This is a genomic window from Nitrosomonas sp. Nm166 (assembly GCF_900112825.1).
Taxonomy (GTDB): Bacteria; Pseudomonadota; Gammaproteobacteria; order Burkholderiales; family Nitrosomonadaceae; genus Nitrosomonas.
Genome location: NZ_FONE01000004.1, coordinates 1 through 12,321 on the forward strand (window position 1 = coordinate 1; position 12,321 = coordinate 12,321).

Genomic DNA, 12,321 nt, shown 5'->3' on the forward strand with positions numbered 1-12,321 from the left:
GATGATTCTGAGGAAGCTGAGGCTTCTTCTCGCCCTCATTCTCGTGCAATTGCATTGGCCATTAATGAATGATGACGGAGCCAACCATCGTCTTACACTCGCCTACGCCTGAAAATAGAATTGTTCAGGGCTGACTAGCTATGGAAAGTACTGTCATTAGACATGATCATACGGCAAAGCGTGAGGCTGTTCCGATTGCAACTCCCCACACCTGCAATTCTTCATCATCCTTGAAACGGATGAGTGAATAAGCTGTATTTTCAGCGTGCTACTTGATGACACCATTACGCGCATAGAGCCGCTTAACAGTGTATTCATTGACCAGCATGTCACTATCGTGAAGTGAGCACCAGTCATAGAATCCCCACTCACACGAAAGAAATAGGTTACTGCTTTATTACTTTATTACGTATCACATAAGTATTGAGATCAAGCCCTTTCTCAACATATTCGTCTGCTGGGGAAGGAAATCCGGCAGGCACGCGATGCTGCAATGGCGGTAATATACATACATGCAACCGGGCGATGCATCATTTTAGAAGACAATATTTGAGAAGATAAAATGATCGGTAGCGAACATATCTCTCGCCTAAAAATTGTTAAGATATAATTAGCCCTTAGACGAGGGTCTTTCTTTTTTAACTAATATGTTTCACGGGTTCCGGCCCAGTTTTTTTATAGGAAGTAAAAATGACAACTGGTACAGTAAAGTGGTTCAATGATTCAAAAGGTTTTGGTTTCATTACCCCTGATAACGGTAGTGAGGATTTATTCGCACACTTCTCTGCAATCAACATGAACGGATTCAAAACACTCACAGAAGGTCAAAAAGTAACGTTTGAGGTTATACAAGGTCCAAAGGGCAAGCAAGCATCAAACATTCGATCCGCATAAGATTTCATGCTGGGGTGAACAGATCGTATCAACGTGTAGTTTAGCGTTGATCTGCGCGGATTCACCCCTCTGATTATCCCTTCTCCTAGGTAAACTGTTTTAAACACATCTCTTAAAGTTAATTAGTTACCCCTGAAATACCATCATGGCTGGCATATAGCACAACCAGATAATTTTAATTATAATTTGAAAATGGCATATTTTATTGGGTTCCGGCATAAAGTCTTATCTCTCCTAGAGAAGGAAAGGCTTGCAAAGCTTGGTTAGCGGATCGGTTGTAACTATGCTATAGAAAACTCTAACACACCCCAAAGCGGTTGATCGCGCATGTGGCGCATCCCTCCAGGACAAGATCATCGCCTATAAATCCGCAGGCCGGGCCATTGTCTATATTGATGAAAGTGGGTTTGCGCATGACGCGCACGCACGGTTATACCCCATTGGCCAGAGATGTCATGGCACACATAATTGGCACGTGAAGGACCGTATCATCGCGATTGGCATTTTAATCGAAAATACTGGTAACCGTCGGCCTGTTTGAAACCAACATCAAAGCCGATGTGTTTCATGGATGGGCGATGCAGGATCTGTTGCTTAATTGCTGTCACATTCCGTCATTGTGATGAACAATGTGCCCGTTCCGTAAGAGACAGGGCACACGGAACATCATACAAAACGCTGGGCATACTCTTGAATACTTGCTGCTTGACTTCTTCTGATCTCAATCCTATCGAACACAAATGGGCGCAGACCAAAGCACTGCGTAAACAATAAAAATTAAACCGTCGACAGGCTCTTAAAATCCTATATATTCTGAATCATTCTTAACTGATTAGACCATATTAACGTATCAAAATTAAATTACAAATATTCCCCTACATCAGGCTCCATAAAATGAAACTTACGCTTAAGAGTATTTGGGTTATATTGAGAGAAGTAATTTCAGAATTCATGGAAGTGAATGTGCTTAGAATGAGTGCTTCACTCGCGTTTTATACGTTGTTCGCTCTTGCTCCTATGTTTATTATTATCATCACCATTGTTAAATTCTTCTTTGGAGCCGAGGCAATAGAAGGAAATCTTTACCCTCAAATTGAGGGATTAGTTGGTTCACAGGCAGCCACCCAGATAGAAGAAATGATTAAAAATGTTGCTATATCTGGCAGCAGCACTTTTTCAACTATGGGTAGCGCAGTTATGCTCGTAGTATTAGCTACCGGTGTTTTTGTTGAAATTCAAGAATCTATAAACTATATCTGGCACTTAAAAGCAAAACCTAAAAAAGGATTCATTAAACTTATCGTTAATCGTTTACTCAGCTTTTCAATGGTAATTTCTTTAGGATTCATATTGCTAGTATCACTTACATTAAATGCCGCACTAGAAGTTCTAATGGAAAGTCTGCAACGAATGTTTCCTACTGTTACTATTTATATTGCTTATTCTCTCAATTTACTTCTAACCCTCTTCATTGTTACTTTATTATTTGCTGTGATATTTAAAATATTGCCCGATGCAGATATCCGCTGGAAGAATGTCATTATAGGAGCTATTACTACCACTTTACTTTTTTTGATAGGAAAATTTTTTATCACCTTATACTTAAGTAAAAGTAATATAAGTTCAGCCTATGGCGCTGCAGGTTCAATTGTGATCATTCTACTCTGGGTATATTATTCAGCTATTATTTTATATTTCAGTGCTATTCTTACACGAGTGTATGCCCAATTTTCCGGTTATAAGATATATCCAAACGAATATGCAGTATTCATCAAGGAAGTTGAAGTAGAGAATAAAGCTTCATTGCAGGCCCAATCGGATACTCAGGAAATAAAAGCTGAAATTAAAGAAATAGCAGAAGAAAGGTAGCCAGCGGTATTCACATGTGATGGCTTCCCTTACTTTCGTAATTTCTTTTCGGTTTACAAGCAGCAAGGGTGTTTTCCATCAAATGCCGATATCTATACAAGCCCCTCATTAAAGTAGGCACTTTTCAAAATGCGGATAACTTTATGAGTAATTTTATTTAATAAAAAATAAAATTTATTTGAATTAATGACTTTCATATAATGATGTGAATCCCATTCTCATAAAACCTGAAGAAAGTTTTTTATTAATACTTACGATTGCGAGACAACAACAATCATTAGTAACTTCCAAAGCGTTTTCTTCTTACTGGCGAAAAGCATGAAAAATTTCTACTCACATTCATAGAATGCGTTATGGTTAAATTTTATCTTCTATGGGTCTAATAGTTATGAATTCTACAATTACTTGCGATCCACGAGAAAACCATATCTTGTGTGCTCTTACTAAATCCGAGTTTGAACTACTGATTCCTCACATAGAACTAGCCACTATGTCTCGTGCTGAAGTATTATTTGAAGCTTATGAGAAATTACAATACGTTTATTTTCCCGTTACAGCTACGGCTTCTTTACTGTGCTGGCTGGAAGATGGTACTACCGTAGAAGTAGCGATGGTAGGCAATGAAGGCATACTCGGCGTTTCAGCTTTAATGGGTAGAGAAGAATCATTTACACAAGTTATTGTTAGCCAGCCAGGGCATGGCTATCGAGTCTCTATAAAATCATTACAGAAAATTTTAGCTCGCAGTGGAGGGCGACGCACTGGAATTTTGAAAAAAGTAATTACACGCTACAATCAAACCCTTCTTATACAAATGGCACAAGCTACTGCTTGTAGCCGACGTCATCTTTTGGAGCAGCAACTATGCACATGGCTTTTATCATGTTTTGAGCGTGGACATTCCAATACCCTAATAATGACACAGGAATCAATCTCTTATGCCCTAGGGGTTCGGCGTGAAAGCATAACTGAAGCAGCAAAAAAATTACAAGACTCTGAAATAATTACTTATAGGCGAGGATACATCGAGCTGAAGAATAAAACTAAGCTGGAAGCCAGAGCTTGTGAATGTTATAAAATTCTCGGACGAGAATTAGTTCGCTTGAAATCTGATTTAGAATCATTTCGCAACTTGCCTGGTTTAAAGCTGCCTAAAGATGAAATTAGGTAAAAAGAGGCAAGCTAAAAAAGAGTCTAAAAGGATCTTGCCATAAGCAGTGGGGTATTTTAGCTGAAACACTGCTATCTGATAAGCGGGCTGCCGCTTCCTTTGATATGTTATAATTCACTTAAGTTAGAATTCTAATTGAGCAATTTTTAAAGAAATACATATATAAGTCAAGTGGATATCTGCCGTATTATTTGATGGGATTTTGCTAGCTTAGCCACCACACGATTCCAAGCTGCCCAAAACATAATTAGCATTGCTTCGCCCACTTTCGGGTTAAATGACCTACTCATTGGAACGAGATGTGTGTGGCATTTACAAATATGCTCTAATGATTGGTCGTAAGAGTTCGGATCTAAGCTAGTCAGAAGGTAAGTACAAAGAAGGTTAAGCTCTTCTTTCTTGCATAAGTCACTCCATAAACCTTCAAGCTGTACAGCCGAATCGTGCCGACCATTTTGCCACAGCACATCCACCATCTCACCAAATGCACGGACTTTACCGTATTTTAATTTCGCCGCCTGAACTGGTAACGCAACGAATTTCTGAAAAGCTTCCTCTTCAAGCACTCCATTCAGTAGCAGATCCGATAGTAGAAATTCAGCATCAAAAAATTTTACTTGATCTTTATTTTTTAAGGCCTGCATATTAAAACCTAGCGTATCTAGTTTAGATAGTACAGCCTTCCTCAGAGCCGTTTTGGCAATAACAATAACCGCCTCATCGTTTAGCAAACCTTCTTGAATATACTGAGTAAGTATTTCTACCTGAGATATTTCATTCTGGCAAATTTGAACAATATGACTACCTGCGGCAGAATTGAAAGAAACCGTTTCTAAGCTACTTAACTTCATAAATGCTCCAGAATATATAAAAGATCAAGTATTAACATTAACAGATATTAATACTGCTTCACCATATAAACCCTAAATTTTGCAGGGTATAATTTTTCTTAAAAAAAGTAAATCTTAAAAATTTTTAGCAATAAAACTACCTATAGTAGTATGACAGTGAATTGACCAGTGTGGAGCTAGAACTGGCTCTGCAGGATTTTCAGATGTCGATGAATTTCCTTTGGTACACAGCGTATTCGAGGTAAAAGAAGACCTCTGTGGATCTTGAAACGCCAAGAAAAGTTTATACGAGATTGCGTCAGATTTTTTTCTAAAGCACTATGCAAGCTCTTATCTGCAAGCCTTATCCATGAATAGTGGCAGCGAATACTGTAATCTATGATATATGATGAGCTATGATGAATGGGTCGATTGGCTTTGAAATACTTCAGGGGTAGCTCATAGTGGAGCGAATCTTCAATGGTGAACGGCATTAACTTATTGTTAACATATCAAATTATAGAATAAGTTTTGACCTCTTATCCTTGGTAAGTCCATAGTTCCATACCGCATTGCGCATATTTTTATATGAGTATTTTCAAATTGCTACGCTTAAACTCCTTTTAACCTTATTTTTGGATAATTTAAGCCAACTTTCTCTCCGATTCATGGCTGGAAAAATATTTTCCTTCGCGATTAGTTCTGCGCACTGCCATGGCTATGGCAATGAGCAGCCAGCCATTTATCATCATCTCTATAGCTATAAATAAGCCGATCACCCAGAACAATGTACTTGGCCATCCATATAAAATCATGCCTGCCAATAGCAGATCAATCAAACCACCTACCAGCATTAATTTCCATTTCCAACCACGATTTCGACATTTCCAGGCATAAGAAATGCGTGACACGCCAATGGCAATCAGAAAGCCTGCCAGCACCAGCGTAAGACTGACAGAACCGCTAACTGGGTCCCATAATATCAAACCGCCAAATAGGATATAGGTAAATGCTATGAGCAGATGCAAAGCTCGACCTGACCATTTAACTTCTTTACTGGCTATGCCGTGCCAGAGCTGGAAAATACCTGATACCACAGCCATGGCACCAAACATAATTACACTCGCAAGAGTCAGATAAACGGCGAAACCGACACCTAACATGCCAAAAATAACCATACCTATACCAAGTGCCAGCAACCAGCCCCAGCTAAGAGGCCATTCCAATTTCTCTTCCACTGCCATTTTGCTTTCTCCTTGTCGTGTAAGTTTTCGGAATATTCACAATTGGCTTTTACAGCCTCATACTGTACCCAATAGGCTGTTACCAAATAAAAATGACCGTAATATTGCGACGCTTTGAAGATTCTTCTTTCGACAAAGTAACTTCCAAAATACCATTCTTTAAGGATGCTTTTGTTTTTGAAGTATCCACTACTCCAGGTAACCTAACTGAACGAGAAAATAAAAAATTTCAAATTTCGCGCTTGTGGTAATCACTTTTCTCTTCTTTCGCTTCACTCGCACAATGGTCATAATCGTCAGCAAAAGTTTCCAGTAATAGAAATATTCAAATCTTGCTTTTCTCTACCCGGAATTTCAGCACGAACCAGAATTTCATTATCCCGATCAACTATATCCAGATTAGGTGAACGCGAGCCTTCCCATTCAAATGCTTTATCCAGCATCGGCATATCGTCCCCAATGCCTAAACGAAGACCATTCGCATCTGAAAAAGTGATCAAAAATACGGTCTATCTCATTAAATGGTTGCATGACTGACACTTCAGTTTTTGCTAACAATTAACAGCCCAGTTTTTAAAATAGATAATAAGTACTATAGAGACTTATCAAGGAAATTCTGTACGGGGCACACAAAAATCTTTCTATGGCTATTTGCTTAAGTAATCCTGTTCGTGATCTTACATTGACTCGGCCTGCCTCTTTCAGCAAGTCAACTAAGTTACTTGATTAGCTTTAAAGTAGTGACATAAAGGCAACAAATATTCTACTTTTACTCGGCACTTGATAAATCTAGAAGATCTAACTTATCAAGCTCTAACAAAGTTCCTTGAAGGCTGTAAACCACCCTATTAGCTCCGGCTGCTTGCAGTTGATTATGAGTATTTGTGAGTGGTGGTTTTATATTCTCTATATGATGGATGCCAAGCCTGCAAACAACAATAGTTATCTCTGGAAAACGTATACGTATACGTTTGCAAAGATAGACTGTATGCGCCAGACTGCTCGGATAAATTGCGGTAATAACAATAATATTGGCATTTAACTGCTCTATCCTCGTTAACACTTCAGTCGCTAGTCCCATAGAGCCAATTTCATGCCACTCAAAATCCTGTCCAGATATTGATTTACTTAACATTGATATCGCCAATTCATCGCTCGAATCTCGCGCCGGAACAGCCAAAACAATTTTACGCTTGGTTTGCTTATCTTCCTCCCTCTCTGCAGGAGCTTCTAATTTATCATGATCAGCAATAATCACTTGTAAATTATCAACTAATCCGCGCTGTTCATCGGAGTCAATGTTGCCATTACGTAAATCAGCTCTGGCCTGCGCTAGTGCAGGAATTGCTAATTTATCAAAAACTTGTGCTAATGTGCTATTTTCATTGGAGAGTTCTTGCTCTATCAAGTAAGAAGCTTCATCAATATCATCAGCCAATAATCTCTGATAAAAACGCTGCTCAAACGATAAGGTTGGTCGATCGCCGAGCATGGTATCCAGAAACTTTAAGTGTGGAACATATCTACCCAAAACTACAATACAGACGGTTAGTGGCGAAGCTAAAATAAGCCCAATAGATCCCCAAAGCCATGTCCAGAATGCAACGCATACTAGTAAAGCCGCCTGAGATACACCCATACCCCGTCCGTAGAGCATGGGTTCAATAATCATATTTGTGATGAGCTCAAGTACGCAAAAAAGCACGATCACCATTATTGCTAATGACCAGTCAGGCGATATTAGCAGGCTTAGCATGATAGGCAGGATTGCAGTCAACCATGCGCCAAGATAAGGGATATAACGCAACAGTGCTCCAAAAAATCCCCATAAAGGTGCGTAAGGGACACCAATCATCCATAAACCAAGAGCAACTGCTACCCCATACCCTACGTTTATTAATAACTGCATCAGTAAATATTTGCTGACACGCTCACCTGCATCCTCAAATGCCCGGGTTGTGCGTGCTATTTGTTCCACACCAATTAACGAAATTACCCTATCGCGTAAATCTTCCCGGTTAATCAGCATGAAACAGACCAGCACTATAATTAAGCCCGCATTAGCCAATGGCTCTAGCATGGGACCAAAAATCGACCACAATTGCGAAAGCTGGAAAGGGCCATCATTTACAATACGTACCGGTTGGGCATCTTTCTTTTCTTTCTTGTCAGTAGGAAACGATAACCTATCTTCTAATACTGGATTATCTGTAAGTTGTTCGGTGATACGTTCTGTTACAGCCTGCAATTTGTCAAATAGGCCATCACGTTCACGTTCGGAAAGTTGATTGAGTTTAGATAAAATATTATCTTCATACTGTGGGTAGGCATCCAATAAACTTCCCATCTGACTAGTCACCCCCCACATAGCACCTACTATTCCGCTTAATGCAAGAGAAGAAGCCAAGAAGATGGCCACTACTCTTGCAATGCCGTGTTGCTGTAGCCATGTTACTATGGGAGAAAGTAGAAAAGTCAGCAGGATCGATAAGGCGAGAGGAATAATGATTGCCTTTGCCCAATAAAGAAAGCCTAGCACTAGCGCTAAAACTATTAGCATTGATACATTATTGCTAACATAAAGTTTTTTCTTCATATTCTTTGACAGCAAAATTAGGTTTATTTATGCAGACAGAATGTCAAATAGAAAGTAATACACCGTATTATGTTTACCAATTAATTTTACTGAGTTTACTCTTATTTCCTACAAGCATTGTCTTGGCCTTCGATATTAATCCCTTTAAAGAATATAACGGCGGTGCTGAATTAGTACATACTTTTGAGCAACCTGCCGCGGAGATATTAGTAAGTTCAATTATTAATCCGGTACATGAAGAGTTAACAATTAAAACCTTATTTTTTGTTAGAGATACGCGAATGCCGGGTTATGAATTAATTGATGATAATTTAATAAGAAAAGTTATTAGAGGCGTTCGGTGGAATGATGATCCTTTGAATTTTTTACCGGACAATCCTCGCCAATGGCTTTTGAATTTTGAGCATGCCAGTAAAATTACTGATCGCATTAATGAAAATTTTGATTTATTCTATCGAAGCCATCATGCTGATTTGCAGTTTTTACATGCTATGGCATCGTCTGAAGATGAATCAGCTCAATTTACTCGCGCGGCGATAATGAGTTGGATTGAGTTTACTTACAAAGTAGCATCGGGATATATTCCTGTTCATACACCATTTAAGCAGCTCCATAATTACTTATCCCCTAAGACCAGTTTGGTTTTTAAAAATTTTTTTACTCAAAACGGTAGGAGGCTTAATTGGACCCCTGCTTATTTATTTTCTTTGAAGTGCACCCGCGAAGTAGTATTACCATCCACCTTCGAAGCATTAGATTGCTCTCAGACAACGTGGTTACCAAATAAACAAGATATTCAAAATATCGCACTTGGCAGCTTGCTGCATGTTATTCAGGATTCCTTTTCCGATAGTCATGTTACCCGTAATCCTGATTATGATGGTAATTACTCGCTCATCCACGGGCGTTCCGCGATACAAACTTTCAATACTTACAAGAAGCAGAGCATTAGGCTGCATCGCGGCGCAGATTCCTATCCTCAAGATATGGATCAACCGCCTATGCAGAGTGGATTTAATTTAGAGGAAGTTTCAGCAGAAGTAATTTCATACGTTTTATCGGATAGAACCAGACCAAGAAATAAAAATCGTCAAGCATTGGTTAATTCAAAATTAAGAAAAGGGATTTTTCATCTTCTTGACCCAAACGCCACTGCAGGCTCTGGTAAATATAAATAAGCTAACATAAAGATCTAGCAATTTTTTAAATCTGCCAGATACAGATAATTGATTTATTTATAATTACAGCCGCTTAGTGTTGAAGGTATCACAGCTACTAACTTTTCCTGATTCTAGTCCTCGTCTAAACCAGCGAGCTCTCTGTTCTGAGCTTCCATGTGTAAAAGATTCAGGAATAACGAAACCTTGTGATTGCTTTTGTAAACGATCATCACCAATGGCCGCAGCCGCATTCAAACCTTCTTCCACATCACCGCTTTCAAGAATATTACGTGCTCGATGTGCATGATTCGCCCATACACCAGCAAAACAGTCCGCTTGTAATTCCTGCCGAACCGATAACGCATTTCGTTGAGCTTCGTTCATATGTTCTCTCTGTGCCAATATACGATCGGAAATACCTAACAAAGTTTGTATATGATGCCCAATTTCATGGGCAATAACGTATGCTTGTGCAAAATCCCCGGCTGCACCTAGTTTCTTTAAATCATCGAAAAAACTAAGATCTATATAAACTTTCTGATCAGTAGAACAGTAAAATGGACCCATTGCAGCCTGCGCAAAACCACATGCAGACTGGACAACGCCACTGAACAAAACGAGGGTAGGTTCTTCATATTTTTTATTAAGCTGCTCTGGAAACAATACCCTCCAAGTATCTTCCGTATCTGCAAGCACCACAGAGGTAAATTCCTTCGCCTCCTCCTGACCAGGAGGGATAGGTTGGGTTTCTGTTTGTGAAGTGCCACTACCTAAAATTTCAGCCCCCTGCATAACAATACGTGGCTCTATATCAAAAAATAACGCCACAAGCGCTAAGACGATGATACCAATACTGCCGCCACCAAGCCCTCTAGATATCCGTAAGCCACGTCTATCTTCAATATTCTGACTACGACGACCAGTTTTCCACAACATAGACTCCTCCATAAATATTTAACCTTGAGTGTGCATCTTAGAGGTTTTTGATAGTTATCAATAAAAATGTATTATCAATGTTAATAAATGGAAAGGCATGTAAACCTCTGATCTACTAAAGAGCACAGTGGCACGCATTCACTGATTTTTCTTCCTCCGTCCGTAAGCTAATTTCAGGTAGCCGCAAAAAGTAAATTTTTTCGAATTCAATTTTATAAATTTCTATAATTTGAAACCCCATTTCTTAGGAAAAGTTCCCATCTATTTTTACCAAATTTTGGAGAGACCGAGTAATTCCCGAGTAATTCAAAAGATCCTGGTAAAAGAAAATCCCGCAGACGATAATTTTTCAGGATTGATTTATTGAAGATCAGTATGAAGATCAGTACACCATGTGTTGAATAAAGATTAGCCAGAGAAGTAGCTCTAGCTGTTGGCAGGGAAGGGCTTCTCATTCATCCGGAGCGGACTGAATATAATTAACAGACGCGATTAGGAATTTCTCCAGCGAATGTTGTCAAATGAAATGCAGTGACCCTTAAGCGTAGGGGGGTCAAAAACTATTTAATAAACCCATAAATATTCAATAGGTTATTGATCACTTATCTTTTTTACAGGAAAAATGAAAGAAGAAATTAAACGAAGATTACAAAAGAATGAAACCTGGCAGCGTGGATTTTATATGTTATTTTTCATTTTCATCTATGGTGTGTCAAAATTTCTAGTCATAGCTGTTATGTTATTTCAATTCTTTACTATGATCGTGACAGGTACCGTAAACGAACAATTGCTGAAATTTGGTCAGAATCTGAGTACATATCTATATCAAATTACAATGTTTTTAACTTTTAATAGCGAGCAACTTCCCTTTCCATTTAGTGCATGGCCACAGGGTACACCTAATCAAAAATATTATCTCGACGAAAGTTAATCAATATGAAAGTTTCACACTATCTATAATTTGATAGTCCAAGCTGATTGACACGATCCCAAAATGTTCTCAAAATCGCGGCACGTTGTTGATTTGTCATTTGGTAAGTTAGTAAACCGTCATGATGATACTCTTACAATTGTAAGTGTATGTCTTGTAATGGCATTAATATTGATAACAACGACTTTGTGATTTTTAATTTAAATTAATAGGTTTAATGCATATGAATAAAATACTTTTTGCTGTTCTGATTTCTTTGGTGTTTTCAAATAGTCTGTATGCAAAAGGAGGCAAAGGCAGCTCATCGAAAGGTTCGTTTAGCTCAAAACCTGCTGCTACCCAACAAAAGAAAACTGACACACCAAATCACTCTACGCCAGCGCAAGCCAGCAGTTCAAACACATCAACATCAACTCCAGCACCCGCGCAAAATACATCTGGCGGCAATCCGTCGTTACTTCAATCAGCCATGCCAGCTCTAATAGGGGGTGCGGTTGGAAGCTATGTCGGCAGCAAGCTAGCCAATGACGGAGAGAATGAAAAAGAAAAAACAGTAGAAGGAAATGGAGAGAAAAAAGAGGAACAGCCGTTAAAGCCATAAGCTGTACTCGTTTCGATCTGATTATATAAAACCTTGAAAGCGTTACCGAGATAGATAATATGCTATTCCTGACTAACCAGGCATTTTAT

At 38.9% G+C, this 12,321-nt stretch carries 12 protein-coding genes; 6 read left to right on the plus strand and 6 right to left on the minus strand.

The window, feature by feature from the left end; genetic code table 11:
* The first annotated feature begins 690 nt into the window (after nucleotides 1-690).
* The 3 genes from BM021_RS01800 to BM021_RS01815 all read left to right on the plus strand — a co-directional run bounded on the left by BM021_RS01800 (nucleotide 691) and on the right by BM021_RS01815 (nucleotide 3,934).
* Nucleotides 691-894, plus strand: a complete 204-nt coding sequence (locus BM021_RS01800; protein ID WP_090718144.1) for a cold-shock protein — start codon at nucleotides 691-693, stop codon at nucleotides 892-894.
* 894 nt (nucleotides 895-1,788) lie between these two features.
* Entirely contained in the window at nucleotides 1,789-2,763 is a 975-nt protein-coding gene (locus BM021_RS01810; RefSeq protein WP_090718147.1) for a YihY/virulence factor BrkB family protein, read from the plus strand.
* Between the two features lie 490 nt (nucleotides 2,764-3,253).
* Nucleotides 3,254-3,934, plus strand: coding sequence for a Crp/Fnr family transcriptional regulator (locus tag BM021_RS01815; protein ID WP_177186273.1), 681 nt, complete (start codon nucleotides 3,254-3,256; stop codon nucleotides 3,932-3,934).
* Between the two features lie 167 nt (nucleotides 3,935-4,101).
* Here BM021_RS01815 and BM021_RS01820 read toward each other — a convergent pair whose 3' ends face one another.
* From BM021_RS01820 to BM021_RS01840, 5 genes are all read right to left on the minus strand, one after another.
* Nucleotides 4,102-4,785 carry an MEDS domain-containing protein gene (locus BM021_RS01820; protein WP_090718152.1) on the minus strand — a complete coding sequence of 228 codons (684 nt, stop codon included), beginning with the start codon at nucleotides 4,783-4,785 and terminating at the stop codon, nucleotides 4,102-4,104.
* A gap of 623 nt (nucleotides 4,786-5,408) precedes the next feature.
* Nucleotides 5,409-6,008 (minus strand): HdeD family acid-resistance protein, encoded by a 600-nt coding sequence (locus tag BM021_RS01825; RefSeq protein WP_090718155.1) that lies wholly within the window; start codon nucleotides 6,006-6,008, stop codon nucleotides 5,409-5,411.
* A 79-nt stretch (nucleotides 6,009-6,087) separates the two neighbouring features.
* Nucleotides 6,088-6,198 carry an Hsp20 family protein gene (locus BM021_RS16540; protein WP_090718157.1) on the minus strand — a complete coding sequence of 37 codons (111 nt, stop codon included), beginning with the start codon at nucleotides 6,196-6,198 and terminating at the stop codon, nucleotides 6,088-6,090.
* Nucleotides 6,199-6,304: 106 nt separating this feature from the next.
* Complete coding sequence (locus BM021_RS01835) at nucleotides 6,305-6,508, minus strand: Hsp20/alpha crystallin family protein (RefSeq protein ID WP_090718160.1); 204 nt, start codon at nucleotides 6,506-6,508, stop codon at nucleotides 6,305-6,307.
* 269 nt (nucleotides 6,509-6,777) lie between these two features.
* On the minus strand, nucleotides 6,778-8,604 hold the full coding sequence (locus BM021_RS01840) for an AI-2E family transporter (RefSeq protein WP_090718162.1): 1,827 nt from the start codon (nucleotides 8,602-8,604) through the stop codon (nucleotides 6,778-6,780).
* A gap of 5 nt (nucleotides 8,605-8,609) precedes the next feature.
* Here BM021_RS01840 and BM021_RS01845 point away from each other — a divergent pair, with 5 nt between their 5' ends.
* Nucleotides 8,610-9,782, plus strand: coding sequence for a hypothetical protein (locus BM021_RS01845; protein ID WP_143074273.1), 1,173 nt, complete (start codon nucleotides 8,610-8,612; stop codon nucleotides 9,780-9,782).
* A 63-nt stretch (nucleotides 9,783-9,845) separates the two neighbouring features.
* Here the strand turns inward: BM021_RS01845 and BM021_RS01850 are convergent, their stop codons facing one another.
* On the minus strand, nucleotides 9,846-10,700 hold the full coding sequence (locus tag BM021_RS01850) for a KPN_02809 family neutral zinc metallopeptidase (RefSeq protein ID WP_090718169.1): 855 nt from the start codon (nucleotides 10,698-10,700) through the stop codon (nucleotides 9,846-9,848).
* A 622-nt stretch (nucleotides 10,701-11,322) separates the two neighbouring features.
* On the opposite strand from BM021_RS01850, the gene BM021_RS01855 reads away from it, so the two are divergent.
* Both BM021_RS01855 and BM021_RS01860 read left to right on the plus strand, forming a co-directional pair.
* Entirely contained in the window at nucleotides 11,323-11,631 is a 309-nt protein-coding gene (locus BM021_RS01855; RefSeq protein ID WP_090718172.1) for a DUF4389 domain-containing protein, read from the plus strand.
* Between the two features lie 223 nt (nucleotides 11,632-11,854).
* Nucleotides 11,855-12,232: a hypothetical protein gene (locus tag BM021_RS01860; protein WP_090718174.1), complete on the plus strand. Its 378-nt coding sequence runs from the start codon at nucleotides 11,855-11,857 to the stop codon at nucleotides 12,230-12,232.
* Nucleotides 12,233-12,321: the final 89 nt, after the last annotated feature.